Below are 22,010 nucleotides of genomic sequence, written 5' to 3' on the forward strand. Positions count from 1 at the left end.
GCCCCGGGATCCGGTCAGTAGATGTCGCGCACATAGCGCTTGTCGGTGGCGAGTTGCTTCACGTACGCCGCCGCCCCGGCCGCGTCCAGACCGCCGTGGACGACCGCGATGTCCCGCAGCGCCTCGTCCACGTCCTTGGCCATGCGGGAGGCGTCGCCGCAGACGTAGAAGTGGGCGCCGTCCTGGAGCCAGGACCACAGCAGGGGGCCGTGTTCGCGCATACGGTCCTGGACGTAGACCTTGGCGCGCTGGTCCCGGGAGAAGGCCGTGTCCAGACGGGCGAGGGTGCCGTCGGCGAGGAGGCCGGTCAGCTCGTCCTCGTAGTAGAAGTCGGTGGCCCGGTGCTGTTCGCCGAAGAACAGCCAGTTCGGGCCGCGGTCGCCGCGGGCCCGGCGCTCCTGAAGGAAGCCGACGAAGGGGGCGACTCCGGTACCGGGACCGACCATGACCATGGGCGTGGCCGAGTCGGCGGGCGGGCGGAAGTGCGGGGAGCGCTGCACATGGACCGGGACGGGGGTACCCGCGGCGGCGTCGGCGAGGAAGGGCGAGCAGACGCCGTGGCGCGGCCTGCCGTGCAGGTTCTCGTAGCGCACGACGGAGACCGTCAGCGAGACGAGGTCGGGGTCGGTCAGGGGGCTGGACGATATGGAGTACAGGCGCGGCTGCAGGCGCCCCAGGGTCTCCACCCACTCCTGCGGGTCGGCCTTCACGCCGTACTCCGTGATGACGTCCACGGCCTGCCGGCCCCAGGTCCACTTGGCCAGCTCGTCCTTGTTGTCCGGACGCAGGAGCTTCTTCAACTCCCGTGGGTCGCGGGTGCGTTCGGCGACGAACCGGAGCAGGCCGGAGCTGATCCGGGTGATGTCCAGGTGCCGGAGCAGGGCCTCGCCGAGGGCCACTTCCCCTACGCCGTTCACGTCCACCGCGGCCTCGGCGTCGAGGGCGCTGACCGTCAGCCACTCCTCGACGAGGTCCGTGGAGTTGAGCGGGCGGATACCGAGGGCGTCGCCGGCCTCGTACACGAGCGGGGTGTCGCTGTCCCGGGTGTCGAAGGTGAAGCGGCGGACCTCCTTGCCCGCGCCGGGCAGGCTGAGCAGGCGGTTGCCGGTGAGACGGGCGATGACGGGGGCGGGCTTCTTCGGACGCGGGGGCGCGGCGGGGAGGGCCGGCGCGGGGAGAGCCGGCGTGGTGAGAGCCGCCGCGGGGGCTGCTTCCGACGTGCCGGACAGTGCCGTTCCCGGTGTGCCGGACAGTGCCGTGAGGACCTGGTCCAGCCAGCCGTGGGCCACGTCCTCGTAGTCCGGTTCGCAGTCCATGCGCGGGGCCAGCCGCAGCGCGCCGAGCTCGTCCAGGCGCTGGTCGAGGCGGCGGCCGTGGCCGCAGAAGTCGTCGTACGACGAGTCGCCGAACGCGAGGACGGCGTAGCGGCGGCCCTCCAGGCGAGGGGTGTCGGGCGCGGCCAGGGTCTCCCAGAAGCCGCTGCCGTTGTCGGGGGCGTCGCCGTCGCCGAAGGTGCTGGTGATCAGCAGCAGGTCGGCGCCGGACGGCAGGGCCGCCAGATCGGCCTCGTCCATGCCGACCAGGGACGTCGCGTGTCCGCTCGTGGCGAGCCGGTCGGCGGTGGCGACTGCGAAGTCCTCGGCGTTGCCGGTCTGCGAGGCCCACAGGATGACAACCTCGCGGCGCAGCACGGTGGTTGAGGGCTGTGCGGCGGTAGTCCTGGAGTACATCCCGGCGAGCGTGCCGTTCACCCACAGGGCGTGCGCGGGGCTGAAGGGCGCGTCGGGCGGGAGGACCGGCACGCCGGGCGCGCCGGCGGGGATGCCGGCGAGGAAGCCGACCAGGTACTGGCGTTCGTGGTCGGTGAGGACGGGCGGCGGGGTGGGTTCGAGCCCGAAGACACTCGCGGCGGAGGGGGTGACGGGAGCAACGTCCGCCACAAGAGCCGGAGTTGCTGTCGCCACCTCCGGCGCCCGCACCATCTCCGGCGTCCGCACCGTCACCGGCGTCGGCGCCTTCGTCAACGACACCGCGCACACCTTGAACTCGGGCTGGAAGGACAGCGGGTCCACGGCGTCGCTGGTCACGGCGTTGACGCTCAGGTACTCCCCGAACAGGTCGTTCCAGTGGAACGGCGCGAAGCAACACCCCTGCCGCACCCGGTCGGTGACGACGGCGGGCAGCACGGCCCGCCCGCGTCGCGAGGCCACTTCCACGGAGTCGCCGTCAACCACACCGAGAGCCACGGCGTCCTGCGGATGCAGCTCCACGAACGGCCCGGGGTCGAGCTTGTTCAGCTTGGGCACCTTCGCCGTCTTGGTCAGCGTGTGCCACTGGTGCTGGAGCCGTCCGGTGTTCAGGACGAACGGGTAGTCGTCGTCCGGCATCTCGGCCGCCGGGATGTGCGGGCGGGCGAAGAAGACGGCACGGCCGCTCGCGGTGGGGAAGGCGAGCGCGCCGTCCTCACCGACGTACCGGATGGGGTTGCGGTCGGGCCCGTCCGTGCTCGCGGCCGGCCACTGCACGGGCGTCTCGCGCAGCCGCTCGTAGGTCGCCCCGCGCAGGTCCCAGCCGGTCTTCGGGTTCCAGGCCCGCTTGATCTCCTCGAAGACCTCCTCGGCACTGTCGTACGAGAACCCCTCCTCGTACCCCATCTCGCAGGCCACGGCCGCGATGATCCGCCAGTCGGCCATCGCCTCGCCGGGCGGGTCGGCGGCGGGCTGCGCGAGCGTGAGGTTGCGCTCGCTGTTGATGAGGACGCCCTCGGTCTCGGTCCACAGGGCGGCGGGCAGCACGACGTCGGCGTACGCGTTGGTCTCGGTGTCGGCGAAGACGTCCTGTGTGACGACGAACTCGGCGGCCTCCAGGCCCTCGATGACCGTGCGCCGGTTGGCGACGGAGGCGACCGGGTTGGTGCAGATGATCCAGCAGGCCTTGATCTCGCCGTCGGCCATCTTCTGGAACATCTCGATCGTGCCCTTGCCGACGCCGTCGGCGCGGAGGGTGCCGGACGGCAGCTCCCACAACTCCTCTACGAAGGCCCGCTCGTCGTCGACGAGCACGGACCGCTGGCCGGGCAGGCCCGGACCCATGTAGCCCATCTCGCGGCCGCCCATGGCGTTGGGCTGGCCGGTGAGGGAGAAGGGGCCGCTGCCGGGGCGGCAGATGGCGCCCGTGGCGAGGTGGAGGTTGACCAGGGCGTTGGTGTTCCAGGTGCCGTGTGTGGACTGGTTGAGGCCCATGGTCCACAGGCTCATCCACTCACCGGCTGAGCCAATCAGCCACGCGGCCTCCCGGATGTCGTCCTCGGCGAGGCCCGTGATCTCGGCGACCACGTCCGGCGGGTAGTCGGCGAGGAACTCCGGTATCGCCTCCCAGCCCTCGGTGTGCGCGGCGACGAAGTCGGGGTCGGTGTGGCCGTTCTCGTGCAGGAGGTGCAGCAGGCCGTTCAGCAGCGCGAGGTCCGTGCCGGGCTTGATCTGGAGGAACAGGTCGGCCTTGGCGGCGGTGGCGCTGCGGCGCGGGTCCACGACGATCAGCTTCGCGCCCGCCTTGACCCGCTCCATCATGCGCAGGAACAGGATCGGGTGGCAGTCGGCCATGTTGGAGCCGATGACGAAGAAGACGTCGGCCTTGTCGAGGTCCTGGTACGAGCCGGGCGGGCCGTCGGCGCCGAGCGACAGCTTGTAGCCGGTGCCCGCGCTGGCCATGCACAGCCGGGAGTTGGACTCGATCTGGTTGGTGCGGACGAACCCCTTGGCCAGCTTGTTCGCCAGGTACTGGGCTTCCAGGCTCATCTGCCCGGACACGTAGAGGGCGACCGCGTCCGGTCCGTGCTCGTCGATGACGGCCCGCAGCCGGCGCGCGGTCCGGCTGATCGCCTCGGCGGCGGGGGCCGGGGCGGGCTCCTCGCCGCGCTCGGGCCGCACGAGTGCGTTCGCGAGCCGTCCGGGGGCGGCGAGCATGTCGGCGGTGGTGGCGCCCTTGGTGCACAGGCGGCCGAAGTTCGCGGGGTGCTCCTTGTCGCCGGAGGCCTTCAGGACCGTACGCCGTCCGTCCGGTCCGACTCCGATGTCGAGGAGCATGCCGCAGCCCACACCGCAGTACGAGCAGACGGTCCGCACCTTCGGCGAGTCGGGCACGGCCACGCACTCCTCCTGAGACTTGGCTACTTCGATCTCCCGTGACGGTACGAAATGCCCATTACACGGATGTCTCCCGGGCCGGTCGTCAGGGGTTACGCCGGGCGCACACCGGCGGGGCCGACGATGTGAGCGGTCCAAATGGGCTAAAGATGAACATACCAGGCATACAAAACTTGGGACATTCGTTTACTTGAATCATTCGTGTTTAGGGCGCTAGGTTGGTCGCCATGACCGAGCCCCAGACCCCGAACACCGCCGATGAGCTGCGCGGTGCCGGCCTGCGGGTGACGGCCGCCCGCGTCGCACTGCTCGAGACCGTCCGGGACGGTGATCACCTCGGCGTCGAAGCGATCGCCTCCGGTGTGCGTGATCGCGTGGGCCACATATCGCTTCAAGCCGTGTACGAGGCACTCCACGCCCTCAGCACGGCGGGACTCGTCCGTCGCCTCGAGCCGCCGGGCAGCCCGGCCCGGTTCGAGGGACGCGTCGGGGACAACCACCACCATCTCGTGTGCCGCTCGTGCGGTGTCGTCGTCGACGTCGACTGCGCGGTCGGCCACGCCCCCTGCCTCACCGCGGCCGACGACCGCGGCTTCGCGATCGACGAGGCCGAGGTCATCTACTGGGGCCTGTGTCCCGACTGTTCCCCCCAAGCCACTACTTCAGCACCGTGATCCACCCTCGGAAGGACTCCCATGTCTGAGAACCCCGACGCAATCGTCACCGACGCCAAGACTGAGGGCACCGGCGGCTGCCCGGTCGCGCACACGCGCGCCGCGCACCCGACCCAGGGCGGCGGCAACCGCCAGTGGTGGCCGGAGCGGCTCAACCTGAAGATCCTCGCCAAGGACCCTGTGGTCGCGAACCCGCTCGGCGGGGACTTCGACTACGCCGAGGCGTTCCAGGCCCTCGACCTGGCGGCCGTGAAACAGGACATCGCCGAGGTACTGACCACCTCGCAGGACTGGTGGCCCGCCGACTTCGGCAACTACGGCCCGCTGATGATCCGTATGGCCTGGCACAGCGCGGGCACCTACCGCATCAGCGACGGCCGCGGCGGTGGCGGCCGCGGCCAGCAGCGCTTCGCGCCGCTGAACAGCTGGCCGGACAACGGCAACCTCGACAAGGCCCGCCGTCTGCTGTGGCCCGTCAAGAAGAAGTACGGCCAGTCCATCTCCTGGGCCGACCTCATGATCCTCACCGGCAACGTCGCCCTGGAGCAGATGGGCTTCGAGACCTTCGGCTTCGGCGGCGGCCGCGCCGACGTCTGGGAGGCCGACGAGGACGTGTACTGGGGCCCCGAGACCACCTGGCTCGACGACCAGCGCTACACCGGCGACCGTGAGCTGGAGAACCCGCTCGGCGCCGTCCAGATGGGCCTGATCTACGTCAACCCGGAGGGCCCCAACGGCAACCCGGACCCGCTGGCGGCGGCCCGCGACATCCGCGAGACCTTCCGCCGTATGGCGATGAACGACGAGGAGACCGTCGCCCTCATCGCCGGTGGTCACACCTTCGGCAAGACCCACGGCGCGGGCCCGGCGGAGAGCGTCGGCAACGACCCCGAGGCCGCCACCATGGAGGAGCAGGGCCTGGGCTGGAAGTCCACCTACGGCACCGGCAAGGGCGGCGACGCCATCACCTCCGGTCTCGAGGTCACCTGGACCTCCAAGCCCACCCAGTGGAGCAACGACTTCTTCGACATCCTCTTCGGCTACGAGTGGGAGCTGACCCAGTCCCCCGCCGGCGCCAACCAGTGGGTGGCCAAGGACGCCGAGGCGATCATCCCCGACGCCCACGACTCGTCGAAGAAGCGTCTGCCCACGATGCTCACCACCGACCTCTCGCTGCGCTTCGACCCGATCTACGGTCCGATCTCGCGCCGCTTCCACGAGAACCCGGCCGAGTTCGCGGACGCCTTCGCCCGCGCCTGGTACAAGCTGACCCACCGTGACCTGGGCCCGAAGTCCCTGTACCTCGGCCCGGAGATCCCGGCGGAGACCCTGCTGTGGCAGGACCCGCTGCCGCAGGCGGAGGGCGAGGCCATCGACGGCGCCGACGTCGCGGCCCTGAAGGCCAAGCTCCTCGACTCGGGCCTGACGGTCTCGCAGCTCGTCTCCACCGCGTGGGCGTCGGCCTCGACGTTCCGTGGCAGCGACAAGCGCGGCGGTGCCAACGGCGCCCGTATCCGCCTGGAGCCGCAGCGCGGCTGGGAGGTCAACAACCCGGACGAGCTCGCCCAGGTCCTGCGTGTCCTGGAGGGCGTCCAGTCGGAGTTCAACTCCGGTGCCAAGAAGGTCTCCCTGGCCGACCTGATCGTCCTCGGCGGTGCCGCGGCGGTCCAGAAGGCCGCCAAGGACGCCGGCTACGACGTGGAGGTCCCCTTCACGCCGGGCCGCGTGGACGCGACCGAGGAGCACACCGACGCGGAGTCCTTCGCTGCGCTGGAGCCCACCTCGGACGGCTTCCGCAACTACCTCGGCAAGGGCAACCGCCTGCCGGCCGAGTACCTGCTGCTCGACCGCGCCAACCTGCTCACCCTGAGCGCCCCCGAGCTGACCGTCCTCGTCGGCGGCCTGCGCGTCCTCGGCGCCAACCAGGGCGGCTCGTCGCACGGCGTGTTCACCGACACCCCGGGCACGCTGACCAACGACTTCTTCGTCAACCTGCTCGACCTGGGCACGGCATGGAAGTCGACCTCCTCGGACCAGGCCACCTTCGAGGGCCGCGACGCCGCCACGGGCGAGCTGAAGTGGACCGGCACCCGTGCCGACCTCGTCTTCGGCTCGAACTCCGAGCTGCGCGCCCTCGCGGAGGTCTACGCGAGCGACGACGCGAAGGAGAAGTTCGTGAAGGACTTCGTCGACGCGTGGGTCAAGGTCTCGAACCTGGACCGGTTCGACCTGGTCTGATCCCGACCTCGTCAGATCACTGACGTCCAGGCCGGCCCGCAGGGGCCGGCCTGGACGTTTTTGTGTGCCGTGAGCACCCGCGTTTCTGTGCCGCCGGCACCCGCGTTTCCGTCCGTCAGCACCCCGCGCGAAATTAACTTGCGTAACTCAAGCAATACGCTATAGTTGAGTTAGTCAAGCAACTTCACGGCGCGCAGGACGGATATCGCTATGGACGCCGCACCCCGCATCACCGCCACCACCGCGGCCCCCGGCCCCCTCGCCTCCTTCGCCCGCTTCGTGCTGTGCGGCGGCGGCATCGGGGTCCTGTCCAGCTTCGCGATCTCGCCGCTGGCCGGGCTGATGCCCTGGGCCGTGGCGAACGCCGTGATCACCGTCGCCTCCACCCTCCTGTGCACCGAGCTCCACTCCCGCTTCACCTTCGGGACCGGGCAGCGCGCCGGATGGCGACAGCACTGGCAGTCCGCGGGCTCGGCCACCGCCGCGTACGTGGTGACCTGCCTCGCGATGTTCCTCCTGCACGCGGTGCAGTCCTCCCCCGGGACGCTGACCGAGCAGATCGTCTACCTCGGCGCCTCCGGGCTCGCGGGCATAGGCCGCTTCCTGGTACTGCGCGTGTTCGTCTTCGCCGGCAACCGCTCCACGAAGACCCCGGCCCAGGTCCGGCGGAACAGCGGCACGGTCACCTGGACCCTCCCCACCCCGGTCCAGGCGATCACCCGGCCCCAGGTCCGCAGCACCGACTTCCTGCTCGCCTCGACCGCCTGACCGACTCCGCCGGGCTCGAGAAGCGTCGGGAGCTCCTGGCCGCCGGCTAGGCGTCGGGCAGCGACGCCGCGAGGTGCTCCCACGCCGCGTGCACGTCCTCCCCGACCATCCCGAACTGCGTGATGACCGCGACGCAGCGCCCGTCCTCGTCGTCGAGCTCGATCGCCGAGGTCGGGCCGTGCGCCGCCGTGGACCGGACCAGGTGGCACGCCCGGACGCCCGCGAGGTCGATCTCCACCGAGCTCTCCGCGATCGCCGCGAACACCCGCCCGCCGACGGTCCGGTCGGTGACATGCACGGGGCCGCCGCACGCCTGCATGGCCGCCGGGGCGAACACCGCGACGCCGATCGGCAGCCCGACGGAGCAGACGTGGTCGAGGACAGCGGACACGACGCCGGCCTCGATCTCCCGGTGCTCGCCGCGGTACCGGTCGAACGCCCGGCGCCGGGCGGCCCCGCCGTCCGCGAGGACCGCGTCGAGCTGCGCGAGCTGGTCGCCGTTCTCCCACGCGGGCACCTCGGGGGGCGTGGACGGTCCGTCGGCCCGCGCCCCGGCCTCGACCGTGCCGGCGAGCCCGGCCAGCAGCCGGTCCCCCTCGGAGAGCAGCCGTCCCTGGTGGACGGTCCGGCCCTCCGCGTCGAGAAGGCGCACGGAGACCGTGCTCTCGTCCCGCGCGACCACGGCCGCCTCGATCCCCTCGGCGTCGAGGCGGAGCGCGATCGATCCCGGGTGGACGGCGAACGCGTCGCCGCGCAGGCTCGGCACCGCGTAACTGCCGGCCTGGTCGATCCGCGCGACCGACCCCCCGGTGACCGCCTGGACGTACTGGAAGAGCGTCAGGCACCGCGCCAGCTCCGGCATGCGTGGGTCGATCAGCCGCACGCTGCCGTTCCGCCTGGGGCAGCACCCCTCGAACCCGCAACCGTGATGGTCCGTCATGCTCAGTACACGTCCCGTACGTAGCGCTTCGCCCGCCGCAGATCCGCGAGGTACTCCGCCGCGTCGTCCTCCCCGCGTCCGCGCTGCTCGGCGATGACGCCCAGCAGGGCCGCCTCGACGTCCTTCGCCATGCGGGAGGCGTCCCCGCAGACGTACACGTGCGCCCCGTCCTCCAGCCACGCGTACAGCTCGCGCGACCGCTCCCGCATCCGGGTCTGCACGTAGACCTTCTCGGCCTGGTCCCGCGAGAACGCCAGGTCGAGTTCGGTGAGCACGCCCCGCTCCCGCAGCGCGGTCAGCTCGTCCTCGTACACGAAGTCCGTCTCGCGGTGCTGGTCGCCGAAGAACAGCCAGTTGCGCCCGGAGGCACCCCGCGCGGCCCGCTCGTGCAGGAAGCCGCGGAAGGGGGCGATGCCCGTGCCGGGGCCGATCATGACCATGGGGGCGTCGTCGGCCGGGACGCTGAAGGAAGCGTTCGGCTGGAGGTAGATGCCCACGGTCGAGTCCGCACCGACCCGATCCGCCAGGTACGTCGATGCCACGCCCTCGTACCTGTCGTACCGCACGGACGCGACGGTGAGGTGGATGCTGCCCGGGTGGGCCAGCGGGCTCGACGAGATCGAGTACTGGCGTGCCTGCAACGGCCGGAGAAACGGCAGGAGTTCGGCCGTCGACGGTGCCCTGGACCCGGCGTCCCGGAGCAGGTCGAGCAGGTCCCGGCCCCAGAGCCAGGAGTCGAGGTCGCCGCGGTCGCCGTGCGCGACGACCGCGGCCAACTCGCTTGCGGGCGCCCGCTCGACGAGGTCGGCGATCAGCTCCTTCGACGGCGTGCGGATCTCCCGTTCCGTGCGCAGGAGTTCGGCGGTCTCCTGGTCGCCGCTCGAACCCAGGTGCTCCAGCAGCGCTCCGACCAGACCGTCGTCGTTCACCGGTACGACGGCCAGCGCGTCGCCCGCCTCGTACGTGATGCCGCTGTCGCCGAGGTCGAACTCGTAGTGGCGGATCTCCTTCGCGCTGTGCGGGGCGGACAGGAGCCGGTTGGTGGCGAGCCGGGACGGGTAGGGGGTGCGCTTGTTCCACTGGGAGCGGGGCTTCTTCGGTGCCTCCGCGGCACCCGTCCCCTTCGCACCGGTCTCGGCGGCGAGACGCTCCAGCACCGCCGCCGTCCACTCCCCCGCAGGCTCCTCGAAGTCGACGTCGCAGTCGACGCGTTCGTGCAACCGGGTCGCCCCGAGCTGTTCCAGGCGGGTGTCGATGAGCTTCGCGGCCTGGCAGAAGTCGTCGTAGCCACGGTCGCCGAGCCCGAGGACCGCGTACTGCAGGCCCTCCAGCCGGGGTGCGGTGTCGGACTGCAACGCCTCCCAGAACAGCCCGGCGTTGTCGGGCATCTCGCCCTCGCCGTACGTCGAGGTGACGACGATGACGTGGGACATCGCGGCGAGTGCCTCGGGGGTGACGTCGTCGAGGGCGGTGGCCCGGCCGCCGAGGCCGCGGGCGCGGGCACCGGCGACGACGTCGTCGGCCACGAGTTCGGCGTTGCCGGTCTGGGTGCCGATCAGCACGTCGATCGTCGCCGCGGGCGCGTCGGCGCCGGCACTGTCCCGGCGTCCTGCGGCCGCGATACCGGCGATGAACCCGGCAAGCCAGGACTCCTGTTGGGCGGAGAAGGGCGCGTCGGCCGGGATGAGGGACCCGGTCGGGGGCATGACGGTCATGCGGTCACCGTCTCGGTCGGGGCCTGCGGGGCACGGCGGGAGGCGATGTCCTCCAGCGCAGCGTTCGCAAGCAGCTCGTCGAACCGGGCGGCGCGGACGCGGCCGGCGTTCTTGGTGGTCTGGTGGATGATCCAGCCGTAGGTGCCGGGGGCGTCCACGCTGAGGTTGTTGCGCTGCTTCAGCGCGCGCTTGTAGTCGTCGAGGCGCTTGATCGCGATGAGTGTGGCGAGTTCGTCGTCGTCGAACCGCTCCAGCGTGCCGCGCAGATACTTCACGACCCGCTGCTTGACGAAGAAGTCCTCGGTGAGCACGAGGTTGCGGACGGCCTCGGCGACCCGAGGGTCGTCCGGGCCGGTCGCGCCCGGCACCCGCTTCAGCGCCAGGTCCTGTGCGACGCCGAGCACCGTGTACGACGACAGCAGCGAGAACATGTCGTCACTGCCCTGGTCGCCGAAGGCCGGGGCACGGCCGCCGAGCACGGTCCGCCGGTCGCGGTAGTCGACCTTGAACGCGCGGAGCTTGTCCGTCGCGATCGAGGTCGCCAGCTCGTCCAGCAGCTCGCTCCGGGTCGCGGCGCCGAGGATCTCGCCGGCGTCCTGGTAGAGCAGCAGCGCGCGGGGCATTCCGCAGTACACGTGCTGCCGCTCGGTGTCCCAGTCGTGGAGCAGCCGGGCGGCCAGCTCGGAGCCGGTGGCCTCCAAGTGCCATGCCAGCAGCAGCCGTACGGCCTCCTCGTGGAAGGCGCCGTGCCCGGTGTCCGTCACCGGGAACACGAGCAGCGAGTCGGCGCTCACCCGGCCGGCCAGCTCGCCCGACGGGTCGTACTGATACAGGAACCCGCCGCTCATGCCGTTCCCGAGACCCTTGCCGAAGCCGCCGAGGTTGAGGACCGTACCGCCGGTCATGTATTCGCAGCCGAAGTCGCCGAGGCCCTCGACGACCGCGGTCGCACCGGAGTTCCGCACGGCGAACCGGTCACCGGCCTCGCCCTGCACGAACGTCCGGCCGCCGGTCGCGCCGAACAGCGCGAAGTTCCCGACGAGCACGTTGCCACCGCGTTCGGCACTGCCGCCGCCCGGGGCGCGGACCACGATCCGGCCGCCGCTCTGGCTCTTGCCGACGCCGTCGTTCGCGGTGCCGGTGTGTTCGAGGGCGATGCCGTCGTTGCAGAAGACGCCGTACGACTGTCCGGCGGAGCCGGTGGTACGGATGCGGACGGCGCCGTCGACGAGGCGGCGACGGCCGCGGTCGTCGGTGGTGATCGCGGGGGCATCGACGGCGAGTTGGTGGTTGAGCAACCGCTCGACGTCGATCGAGAGCTGCCCGCCCACCGACTTGTCGCTGTTGCCGAGGTGGATGCCCTCGACGAGCAGGGACGGCTCGCGCCGGTCGACGAGCGCGGCACGGACGCGTTCGATGAGGGCGTCGTCGGTGGTGAAGTCCTTCTCCAGGTACTCCGGGTCTTCTACGGCCTTCTCGGGCACGCGCGCGAGGAGGCGCCGGACGTCGAGGCGGCCGACGCTCGCCGGGTGGTCGAGGAGTTGCAGCAGGTCCGTGCGGCCCCGGGCCTCGCGCAGCGACCGCAGGCCGAGGCGGGCGAGGATCTGCCGGACGTCGTGCGCGATGTTGAGCAGATACTGCGCCAACGCGCGCGGGTCGCCCTCGAAGGCCTCGGGGTTGGTGGTGAGCCCGGCGGGGCACTTCACGTTGCAGTTCTTCGCCATGACGCAGCCGAGCATCATGAGCGCGGTCGTACCGAACTCGAAGCTGTCGCCCCCGAGCAGTGCCGAGGTGACGACGTCGCCGCCGGTCTGGTGCGCGCCGGAACAACGCAGGACGACCTTCTGCCGGAGCCCGTTCGCGACGAGCGCCTGATGCACCTCGGCGACACCGATCTCCGCCGACCGCCCGGCGTACTTGAGGCTCGTGACGGCCGCGGCGCCCGTGCCGCCGGTGTTCCCGGCGACGTTGATGACGTCCGCGCCGGCCTTGGCGACACCGACCGCGATGGTGCCGATGCCCTCCGAGGACACCAGCTTCACGATCACCCGGACCCGCGCCGCCTTGCAGTCGTGGATGAGCTGCGCGAGGTCCTCGATGGAGTACGTGTCGTGGTGCGGCGGCGGTGAGATGAGCTCGATGCCCGGGGTCCCGCCGCGCGCGGCCGCGATGTCGACGGTGACCTTCGGCGCGGGCAGCTGACCGCCCTCACCGGGCTTCGCGCCCTGGCCGATCTTGATCTCCAGCTCCTGGAGCATCGGGTCGGCGAGGTAGCCCGCCCAGATGCCGAACCGGCCGGACGCGAACTGCTTGATCCGGGAGCCGCGGATGGTGCCGTAGCGGGTGTGGTGCTCGCCGCCCTCCCCGCTGTTCGACATGCCGCCGACCATGTTCGTGCCGTGCGCGACGGCCTCGTGCGCGGTCGCCACGAGCGCGCCGTGGCTCATCGCGCCGGAGGCGAGGGCACGGGTGATCTCATGGGCGGGCTGGACGTCGTCGAGGGGGACGCTGTCGGGGGCGTTGTCGAGGAGGTTGAGGAGGTGGGCGGCGGTGCCGTTGGCGGTGACTTCGACGCCGTCGGCGCGCACGGCGAGGGTCTTGGACTCGCCCAGGTGCGCGAGCCCTTCGGCGAGGGCGGCGTGGCGCTCGGCGGCGTCGGGTCCGGGTGCGGTGAGACGCAGGTGGACGGTGCCCTGCTCAGTGGCGGAGGCGACGACCCCGCGGACCGTGACACTCGCGTTGCCGGTCGTCGAGAACCGTCCCAGCTCCCGCGCGAAGTCCTCCGCCGTACGCAGCCCCGTCACATCCGCGGGCAGCGCGAGCACGTCACGCAGCGCGGCCGGGCGGCGCGACCGCTCCTCGTGCGTCGTCCGCAGAAAGGCGCGGTACCCGGGCGTGATCCGGAACGCGTCGATCTCGGCGTCGCTGAGCGCGTCGTACCCCGTGTTCCGGTACGCGGCGTCGGTGATGCCGAAGGCGTCGTCGAGCTGGCCGAGGGTGAGCAACCGGAGCGCGTCCGGGTCGCTGGACCGGCCGAACTCCGGCCGCTCCTCCACCATGTCACCGAAGCCGCGCACGGCCGTGACACCGAACGAGTGCCCAGCACCGTCCGACCGCTCCTTGAACAGGCCGAGCAGCGGGATCTGTTGCTCGCTCTCCACCGTACGGGCCCGCTCGTGCCAGTCCGTCGTGGCCTGCGCGATGCGGGCGAACCCGACGCCGCCGACCGGGGCTTCCATGTGCGGGAAGGTCCGCGCGAACACGTCGTCGCGGGTGTCGAGGTAGTTCGGTTCGAAGAACTCGCCGCCGATGTAGCTCTCGGCGGTGCACAGCCCGACGCGGCCCATGGTCTTCGCAAGGGACTTCTCGGCCGCCTTGCGGAACTTCGCCAGCGCCCGGTCGGTCTCGGTGATGTGGCCCGCGGGGGCCGGTGCGCTCGGGTACCTCTCCTCGGCCCGCAGGCGCGCGCTGAGGCTGTAGACGGCGGCGGCGCCGAAGCCGAGGGCGGTCGCGACGTGGTGCGAGGAAGCCAACTGACCGCTCTCCGCGACGATCGAGACGCGCAGGCGCAGCCCGGTCTCGATGAGGCGCTGGTTCACCGCCGCGACGGCGAGGATCACCGGCAGCGGCGCGCGTGTCGAGGAGATCGCCCGGTCGGTGAGGACCGCGATGCCGCCCCCCTCGGCGGCGAACCGCTCGACGTCGTCGCAGAGCCGCGCGAGCGCGGACCGGAGCGCGTCGGCATTGGCGGTCTCGTCCCCGACCACCGGCTCGTAGAGCATGGCGAACCGCTCCAGCGGCACGATCCGCTGGTCGCGCAGCCGGACCATGTCCAGGTGCCCGAGCACGGGCGAGGACACGACCAGCTGCCGGCCGCCCGTGCTCCCGGTCCCGTCGGGCTTCGGGCCGAGGGCGACCCGCATGCTCATGCCGTCGGCCTCGCGGATGCTGTCCAGCGGCGGGTTCGTCACCTGGGCGAAGCGCTGCGAGAAGTACTTCGCCATGCCGCCCTCGGTGTCGCTGAGCGCGTTGATGGCGTTGCCGTAGCCCATCGCCGAGATCCGCTCCGACCCGTCGGCGAGCATCGGGTCGAGCATGAACCGGAAGCTCTCCTGGTTCAGCGCGTACGCCACGTACCGCCCGGCGAGGGTCAGGTCGCCGTCGTACCCGAGCGTCGTCGTGCCGCGGTAGTAGTCCGGGGCGGGCAGGTCGTCGAGGTTCACGCGGGCCGCGACGAGCAGTTCGCTGTACGGCCGACGCGCGGCGAGGGAGTCGAGCACCTCACGTGTCCGCATCCGGCGTCCGGTGCGGTGGTCGACGACGAGCATGCCGCCGACCTCGATACGGCCCCGGTGCACGACGTCCTCATCGGGGAACGCGACCTGGCCGGCCTCCGACGCCACCATGAGGTACTCGGCGGTCTCGACGGTGCGCAGCGGGCGCAGCCCGAGCCGGTCGAGCCGGGCGCCGATGACGTCCCCGTCGCTGAAGACGACGGCCGCCGGACCGTCGTTCTTCTCCTCGTACAGCGAGAAGTACTCCAGCATGTCGCGGACGGCGACGGGCAGGGTGCGGTCGTTCTCCCAGGCGGGCGGCATGAGCGACACGACCGACTCGACGATGTCCAGGCCGTCGTCGAACACCCGGCTCTGCAGCGTCTGGTCGAGCCGGCTGGAGTCGGACTGCCCGGGCGGGCGCACGATGCTCCGGGTCCGGGCCCGCGCGAGCGCCTCGTCGCTCAGCCGGTTCTTGCGGTCCGTGTTCAGCTCGCCGTTGTGGGCCATGAGGCGGAACGGCTGCGCCATGGTCGGGTGCGGCTCGGTGTTCGTGGAGAACCGGGTGTGGAAGTAGAGCGACCGCACGGAGTGCCGGGGATCGCAGAGATCACGGAAGTACCCGATGACCTCCCCGGAGTTGAGCCGCCCCTTGAGCACCTGCGTCCGCGCGCTCAGCGACAGCGGGTACAGCCCGGCGTACGCGTCGTCGTCGGCGTAGGCGACGGCTTCGATCGCGAGGAGCGCCCGGTTGGCGGCCGAGTCGACCTCGTGGCGCTCCCACCCCTCCGGGGCCCGGAACACCCACTGCACGATGGGCAGTTGATACGGCTGGGCAGCGGGCCGGGCGACGGAGTGGTCCACGGGAACGTCACGGACCAGCACGGCGTCGAAGCCCTGCTCGGCGATGCTACGGCCGACGAGGTCCACAGCGCCGTCGCGGCGCCCGGCGTCGGTCGGCACGAAGCAGTTGGCGACGCCGAAGTGCCCGGCGCGCAGCTCCTCGCCGGTGATCGCGGCGAAGAACTCCACCGACAGGTCGACGCTCACGCCGGCGCCGTCGCCGACACCCTCGGCGGACTTGCCGCCTCGGTGCGGGATGGTGCGGAGCGCTTCGTCGCCCTTGCGGATGACGTCGTGGCTCGGTGCCCCGTCGAGGCGGGTGATGAAGCCGACGCCGCAGTCACTGTGGTCGCGGGCAGGGTCGTACAGACCGTTGGTGCTCTGATTCAAGTGCGGGTCCTGTGAGCGGGTTCCGGCTGGGGGTACCTCCCAGGCCCTTGAGGCACTGGGGGAGGAACGGCCAGGCTGCGTCGGTGAAGCGCTCGCCGCGGGCGGACCGGTGTGACGGCCGAGGCCCTGAGTGGTTCAAGTATGCACGGTAAGGGTTACCTAACTTCCCCGCAAGTATGTGGCCTGCACGTATGCGCCCCGCCACAGTTGGAGAAGCGTCCTCGGGCGTCTACTGCGGAACGCTTCACTGCGCTGCCGCTTCGGGTTCGTCCGCCGCGGACGGGTGGACGTATCTGCCCTCGTTGAACGGGGTGAACCACGAACTGAAGGCGATGGGTGCGACCCCGAGCGCGGCACCCGCGGAGGCTTCGTCGATCCCGTCCGTCGAGTCGTCGTAGAGCCACTCGTGGTCCATGTCCTCATAGACGCTGTCGGCGAACGCGTCGAGGGCGGCCGACACCTCGTCGTCGAGAAGCTCGTACAGCTCCAGGGTCATGGTCGCCTGGCTCAGGAGGAACCTCAGGGCGAGTTCTTCGGCGACGCAGCTGAGCTGCTGGAAGCTCCCGTCGGTGAAGCGGGTGGTCATGGCGATCACCGTCACCAGGAAGCGGCGGGCGAAGTGGGCGTCGTACCGGAGTGCGTACCGGTCGGGAAGGCGCTCCAAGTGCCACAGGGGACCCTCGCATTCCGCGACGCTGGCGTCCTCCTGGGTCAGAACCTGCACGTCTTCGAAGAGCTCGTCCACCAGGATGTCGGTCGCGTAGACCAAGGCGCCGGCGGCGAGTCTGGCGCTTTCCGGCGAGACGGCGAACTCGTCGTCGCCGTCTCCCCTCTCGTCGTCCCCGTCGCCGAGCACGCCGAACTTGGCCAGGGGGAAAGAGCGCAGTTCAGCCGCCAACCCCAGCATCTGACGGCGCACAGCCGCGGCTTTCGCCTCGGCGCCGTAACCCTCTTCGGTGTCTTCCGGCGCTGGGCTCTCGGCGTGCCTGGCCTTCCGGGCAGCAGGATCATCGGGCGGGACATCCGGGCCTTCGGCCGCGTCGAGGCTCCTCTTGGCCAGATCCTGGTGCAGCTCGACCTCGCACCGCTCGATCGTCCAGTCGGCCAGCAGCTCGGATCGCTCCAGCAGTTCGTCCACGAGCGCCCGTACCGAGTCCTCGGCGAACTCCAGTGCCGGAGCGTCCACGATGACCTTCAGAAGCGCTCCGCCCGGGTGGACGGCCACGATGGTGTCCAGAAGACCGACTTCCACACCGTCGGGTCCCTCGACGGCCCGGACGGAGTCGAATCCGTCCTCGATGAGCGCCACGGCCCCGGCGCGCTGAAGCGGGTCCATCTCCGGAGTGCCCTCCGGGATGCAGGTGTCCACAGTCACTACGTACGTCACGCGTCCGAGCCTGACAGGAAGGACCCACCCCGCGCCACAGAACGGACGTGTCCGTAAAGAGGGTTTGACCTGTGGACCTTCAAGGGCCCGGAGCGCGAGGTCGGCTGCTGCCGGGTGCACTGCTCAGGGACGTTGGTCGACCTGGTGACGGGTGGCCTGCCGCCGGTTGCGGTGTGGGGGCGGTGGCGATCGCGACCTCCGGGCCGGAACGCCGGGCCGGGCGGAGGTCTGTGACCAGCGCGTCGGGCGCGTGCTGCCGGGTCAGGGGGTGGGAGTCCTGATCAGGCGCTCCGCCAGCGTGGCCGCGAACTCCTCGGCCCGGGCCAGCTGGGTACGCAGATCCTCGACCCGCTGCTGGACGGCCTGTTCGAAGCCGCGGATCCGCTCCAGCAGTTCCTCGCGTTCGTCGGGCGGCAGTTCCTCACCGGAGTCGAGCCGGTCGGTGGTGTCGAGCAGGGCGCGCATCTCGTCGAGGGTGAAGCCGAGCGGCTTCATACGGCGGATGACCATCAGGCGGGCGACGTCGGACTCGGTGTAGAGGCGGAAACCGCCCTGCGAGCGGGCGGAGGGGATGACGAGGCCGGTGTCCTCGTAGTGCCGGATGGTGCGCAGCGACAGCTCGGTCCGTGCGGCGACCTCGCCGATCTGCATGTGCTCGCTGCTCACGCGGGGTGCCTTCCTCATCTCTCGCTGCGGCCGCGGGCGGCCGGCGTGCCGATCTCTACTCTAACGTTAGGGTAGAGTTACGTCGGTGTTGGACAGGCTGCCCTGTCGCGCCCGTTCCCATGGTGCGGGATGCCGTCCCGTGACCGACAGCCGTGTCGGGGCCGACGAAGCCCCCGGCGAAGACCGTGGTCCGCAGGAGAGAGCGTGCGCATGTCCGTGATGCCCGGCGCCGCTGCCTGTCCGCCGTGACCCTTCGCCCCCGAGCAGCGTCCGATTCCCTCGCGGGTCGCCCGGCTGCCGCCCCCTGACTTCGGTCCGCGCCGGTCGCGGACCTCATGGATGGCCGCCCCGGCCCTCTGTTCCTTCCTGCGCGCCCGCCGTGATGCCGGGTGGGCCCGAGCACGACAGGTTCCTCTCGCCTTGTCCTCCTCCGCACTGTCCCCGGCCGCCTGGCTGCGCGGCTCCCGACGCCCGTCCTGGCTGTCCGACCCGAAGGTGCTGCGCACCGAGGTGCTGGCCGGCCTCGTGGTCGCCCTCGCCCTGATCCCTGAGGCGATCTCGTTCTCGATCATCGCCGGCGTCGACCCGGCCATCGGCCTGTTCGCCTCGTTCACGATGGCCGTCACCATCGCGATCGTCGGCGGCCGCCCGGCCATGATCTCCGCGGCCACCGGTGCCGTCGCCCTGGTCATCGCCCCGCTGAATCGCGAGCACGGCTTCGGCTACCTGGTCGCGGCCGTGATCCTGGCCGGCGTGTTCCAGATCGTCCTCGGCGCGCTCGGGGTGGCCAAGCTGATGCGGTTCGTGCCGCGCAGCGTGATGGTCGGCTTCGTCAACTCCCTCGCCATCCTCATCTTCATGGCGCAGGTACCGGAGATGACGGACGTGCCCTGGCCGGTGTATCCGATGATCGCCGCAGGTCTGGCACTGATGGTGTTCTTCCCGAGGGTCACCAAGGTGATCCCGGCGCCGCTGGTGTCCATCGTCATCCTCACCGTCATCACCCTCGCGGCCGGCATCGCGGTCCCGACCGTGGGCGACAAGGGTGACCTGCCGTCCGCGCTGCCCGTGCCGGGCCTGCCGGACGTACCGTTCACCCTGGACACCCTCACCACCATCGCCCCGTACGCGCTCGCCATGGCCCTGGTCGGTCTGATGGAGTCGCTGATGACGGCCAAGCTGGTCGACGAGATCACCGACACCCACTCCTCCAAGACCCGCGAATCCGTCGGCCAGGGCGTCGCCAACATCGTCACCGGCTTCTTCGGCGGCATGGGCGGCTGCGCCATGATCGGCCAGACGATGATCAACGTACGGGTCTCCGGGGCCCGCACCCGCCTGTCGACGTTCCTGGCGGGCGCGCTCCTGATGGTGCTGTGCATCGTCTTCGGGCCGGTCGTCTCCGACATCCCCATGGCCGCCCTGGTCGCGGTGATGGTCATGGTGTCGTTCGCGACCTTCGACTGGCATTCCATCGCCCCGAAGACGCTGAAGCGGATGCCGGCCGGGGAGATCACCGTCATGGTGATCACCGTCGCGTGTGTGGTCGCCACCCACAACCTCGCCATCGGAGTCGTCGTCGGCTCGATCACCGCGATGGTCATCTTCGCCAAGCGCGTCGCCCACCTCGCCGAGGTCACCGCCGTCACCGACCCCGACGGCACCACGGTCGTCTACCGGGTCACGGGCGAGCTGTTCTTCGCCTCCTCCAACGACCTCGTCGGCCAGTTCAGCTACGCCACCGACCCCGACAAGGTCGTCATCGACCTGTCCGCCGCCCATATCTGGGACGCCTCCTCGGTCGCCGCTCTGGACGCCATCGAGACCAAGTACGCCCAGCGCGGCAGGACCGTCGAGATCATCGGCCTGAACCAGCCCAGCGCCCGGATCCACGAGACGCTCAGCGGCGAACTCGCCGGCGGCCACTGACCGGCGTACACGCACGACCTAGGGCCGCGGAGACACCACTCCCCGCGGCCCTCTCCCCTTCCCGCACCGGATCCCGCCGGACCCCGTGGAGCGCAAGCTCCATGTGCTACCGCCGGAACCGCAGAGAGTTCGCCGTCGCTCTACGCCCGACGCAGCAAGTCGGCGAATGCGGCCGCCAGGCGGTTCAGGCCGGTGATCTCGACGGACGCCGGGAATCGGGGTCCGCCACGACCTGACGACGCGGGAGAACCGCCGCCTGTCCGTGGTCGCCCATCGCGACGGCCAGCGGACGATCAGCGCCTACCGCAAGGACGGCCCGGACGCGTGCTCTCGTGCGGCTCCGAACTCGGCGAGTGGTTCTGCCGCCAGGCCATGCAGGCCCGGCGCCTCGACGAGGCGCGGGGCGGGAGCAGTTGGGCCGACGGCCTCGAGTCCACCCGCTGACTCAGCCCGTCCTCCACCCCCGCCGGGTGTCGATCCGCTCCCACTCCGCAGCCCACTGCGCCAGACGCCGCTGTTCCAGCCTCAGCCGTACGACCCAGCCGGCGCCCAGCACCGCCCCACCCGCACCCACCGCCGCCAGCACGCCACCTGCGACCGCGTGCAGCCGGGTCTCCCCGTCGGTCAGGGGCTCCGCCGTGATGTGGCCGTTCGCGTCCGCCCACACGGTGACCGTGCTCCCGGCCCGGGTCCCGGACGGCACCCTGGCTTCGTCCGTGTACGTCGAACCGTCCGGCTCAGTCCAGCGCACCGTGGCCCACATCCGGTAATCGGTCGTCGCACGCGCGGGCACGCGGTCCTTGTCGTCCTCGACGCGCACAGCCGAGACCTCATGCACCTGCGCCCGCTGCCGCTCGGCCGCCGCCTCGACCGCGTCCGCCGTCGCCAGGCCCACGAGCAGGCCGCCGACCAGAGCGAACACCCACCCGGCGAGGACGATCCACGCCTCGACGAGGTCGCTGCGCCGCCGCAGCGGATTGCTCCGCCACCGCCACAGGCGCACCCTCCGACACTGTGACGCCGCCATCGGCCGACACCCCCTAGTGAGCACCGGGAGCACACCTTCCAGTGTGCTCCCGGCGGAACGCGCCGCGTATGGTTCGCGTCGACGTTCTGGGCCTCGGCCCTCGCGGGTACGACGCCGGCCACAGGTACGTTTCCCGCAGCCGAGGAGCCCGCCGTGCGCGCCCGTGACCTGGCGGTCGGATACGAGACGGTGAGCGTCGACAGCGATGCGCTGGACGCGGCCCGGCTGATGGCCGAGCACCGGTCGCCGGGCTGGCTCGTGCCGGACGAAACGGGGTAAGCCGAAGGCGATCCTGCCCGCTTCCCAGATGGTCAAGGTGCTGGTGCCCGCGTACCTCGTCGAGGACCCGACGCTTGCCGCGGTCGTCGACGAGAAGCACGCCGACCGGCTGTGCGAGGCGCCGGCGGGCCGCAGCGTGGGGGACTGCCTGCCCGGCAAGGCCGAGCCCCCGCCGATCGCCGACCCCGACGACACCGCGCTGGAGGTGGCCGCGCTGATGGCCCGGGTCCGCAGCCCGCTGGTGGCGCCGGCGCAGAAGGACAAGTCCGGGCCGGGAGGGCGGGAGAAAGGGCGCACACACCTGCTCGGCGTGATCACCACCTCGCACCAGCTGCATGAGCTGCTCGGTGCCACGGGGCCGTCGAATCCGGCCTGACCGGCTGCCGGCGCCGCGCGTGCAGGGGCTACCCCGGGCCGGAAGCCCGAAGGATCCCGCGCGCGGCACGACTCGCTGTCGATCCGTCGGCCCAGGCTCTCCAGTACCGGCATGCCGTACCGCAGGACCGCCGGGCCCCCTGTTCGAGACGGTGCCACAGCAGGGGATCGGCGGCCAGGACCCGCGGGTCCAGCTCCACCCGGCCGCCGGACGTGTCGCTCAGCACCAGCCGCTGCGCGGCCCCCTCGGCCATCCGCACGGCAACCAGACGGTCGGTCCGCACCCCGCGTTGGGTCAGCAGCCCGCGAGCGTCGAGCCCGCCGTCGGCCGCGCTCACCCTCGACGTCTTACGGAGTGAT

At 71.2% G+C, this 22,010-nt stretch carries 12 protein-coding genes and 2 pseudogenes; 6 read left to right on the plus strand and 8 right to left on the minus strand.

Annotated elements, in window-relative coordinates; all coding sequences use genetic code 11:
- Positions 1–14: 14 nt before the first annotated feature.
- A complete protein-coding gene (locus IG08_RS0124010) occupies positions 15–4,085 on the minus strand; it encodes a bifunctional nitrate reductase/sulfite reductase flavoprotein subunit alpha (RefSeq protein ID WP_234342965.1) in 4,071 nt (1,356 codons plus the stop codon).
- A 287-nt stretch (positions 4,086–4,372) separates the two neighbouring features.
- On the opposite strand from IG08_RS0124010, the gene IG08_RS0124015 reads away from it, so the two are divergent.
- The 3 genes from IG08_RS0124015 (at position 4,373) to IG08_RS0124025 (ending at position 7,825) form a co-directional block, all read left to right on the plus strand.
- Positions 4,373–4,819 carry a Fur family transcriptional regulator gene (locus IG08_RS0124015; RefSeq protein ID WP_030605985.1) on the plus strand — a complete coding sequence of 149 codons (447 nt, stop codon included), beginning with the start codon at positions 4,373–4,375 and terminating at the stop codon, positions 4,817–4,819.
- A 21-nt stretch (positions 4,820–4,840) separates the two neighbouring features.
- Entirely contained in the window at positions 4,841–7,057 is a 2,217-nt protein-coding gene (gene katG / locus IG08_RS0124020) for a catalase/peroxidase HPI (RefSeq protein WP_030605987.1), read from the plus strand.
- A gap of 210 nt (positions 7,058–7,267) precedes the next feature.
- On the plus strand, positions 7,268–7,825 hold the full coding sequence (locus IG08_RS0124025) for a GtrA family protein (protein WP_234342959.1): 558 nt from the start codon (positions 7,268–7,270) through the stop codon (positions 7,823–7,825).
- Between the two features lie 46 nt (positions 7,826–7,871).
- Here IG08_RS0124025 and IG08_RS0124030 read toward each other — a convergent pair whose 3' ends face one another.
- The 5 genes from IG08_RS0124030 to IG08_RS0124050 all read right to left on the minus strand — a co-directional run bounded on the left by IG08_RS0124030 (position 7,872) and on the right by IG08_RS0124050 (position 18,040).
- Positions 7,872–8,708, minus strand: a complete 837-nt coding sequence (locus tag IG08_RS0124030; protein WP_030605991.1) for a ChuX/HutX family heme-like substrate-binding protein — start codon at positions 8,706–8,708, stop codon at positions 7,872–7,874.
- 59 nt (positions 8,709–8,767) lie between these two features.
- On the minus strand, positions 8,768–10,480 hold the full coding sequence (locus tag IG08_RS0124035) for a diflavin oxidoreductase (RefSeq protein WP_030605993.1): 1,713 nt from the start codon (positions 10,478–10,480) through the stop codon (positions 8,768–8,770).
- Positions 10,477–15,987: a glutamate synthase-related protein gene (locus IG08_RS0124040; RefSeq protein WP_030605995.1), complete on the minus strand. Its 5,511-nt coding sequence runs from the start codon at positions 15,985–15,987 to the stop codon at positions 10,477–10,479. Before IG08_RS0124040 ends, IG08_RS0124035 begins: the two co-directional genes overlap by 4 nt.
- Before the next feature lie 244 nt (positions 15,988–16,231).
- Entirely contained in the window at positions 16,232–17,374 is a 1,143-nt protein-coding gene (locus IG08_RS0124045) for a hypothetical protein (RefSeq protein ID WP_030605997.1), read from the minus strand.
- A gap of 261 nt (positions 17,375–17,635) precedes the next feature.
- Complete coding sequence (locus IG08_RS0124050) at positions 17,636–18,040, minus strand: MerR family transcriptional regulator (RefSeq protein ID WP_030605999.1); 405 nt, start codon at positions 18,038–18,040, stop codon at positions 17,636–17,638.
- Between the two features lie 420 nt (positions 18,041–18,460).
- Between IG08_RS0124050 and IG08_RS0124055 the strand changes: the two genes are divergently transcribed.
- Positions 18,461–19,969, plus strand: a complete 1,509-nt coding sequence (locus IG08_RS0124055; RefSeq protein WP_030606001.1) for a SulP family inorganic anion transporter — start codon at positions 18,461–18,463, stop codon at positions 19,967–19,969.
- Positions 19,970–20,183: 214 nt separating this feature from the next.
- Positions 20,184–20,321: pseudogene (locus IG08_RS61495) on the plus strand (cation:proton antiporter regulatory subunit); the annotation flags it as partial.
- Between the two features lie 93 nt (positions 20,322–20,414).
- Here IG08_RS61495 and IG08_RS0124065 read toward each other — a convergent pair.
- A complete protein-coding gene (locus tag IG08_RS0124065) occupies positions 20,415–20,972 on the minus strand; it encodes an Rv1733c family protein (protein WP_234342960.1) in 558 nt (185 codons plus the stop codon).
- Between the two features lie 177 nt (positions 20,973–21,149).
- Here IG08_RS0124065 and IG08_RS54410 point away from each other — a divergent pair.
- Positions 21,150–21,651: pseudogene (locus IG08_RS54410) on the plus strand (CBS domain-containing protein).
- Between the two features lie 28 nt (positions 21,652–21,679).
- Here the strand turns inward: IG08_RS54410 and IG08_RS0124075 are convergent.
- Positions 21,680–21,988, minus strand: coding sequence for a hypothetical protein (locus tag IG08_RS0124075; protein ID WP_052424851.1), 309 nt, complete (start codon positions 21,986–21,988; stop codon positions 21,680–21,682).
- Positions 21,989–22,010 lie beyond the last annotated feature (22 nt).

Source organism: Streptomyces fulvoviolaceus (genome assembly GCF_000718165.1).
Lineage (GTDB): Bacteria > Actinomycetota > Actinomycetes > Streptomycetales > Streptomycetaceae > Streptomyces > Streptomyces fulvoviolaceus.

Bases quoted from the DNA above. Each gene is read 5' to 3' on its own strand.
- IG08_RS0124015 (WP_030605985.1), top strand. From the start codon at position 4,373: ATGACCGAGCCCCAGACCCCGAACACCGCCGATGAGCTGCGCGGTGCC.
- IG08_RS0124010 (WP_234342965.1), bottom strand. From the start codon at position 4,085: ATGCTCCTCGACATCGGAGTCGGACCGGACGGACGGCGTACGGTCCTG.
- katG (WP_030605987.1), top strand. From the start codon at position 4,841: ATGTCTGAGAACCCCGACGCAATCGTCACCGACGCCAAGACTGAGGGC.
- IG08_RS0124035 (WP_030605993.1), bottom strand. From the start codon at position 10,480: ATGACCGTCATGCCCCCGACCGGGTCCCTCATCCCGGCCGACGCGCCC.
- IG08_RS0124025 (WP_234342959.1), top strand. From the start codon at position 7,268: ATGGACGCCGCACCCCGCATCACCGCCACCACCGCGGCCCCCGGCCCC.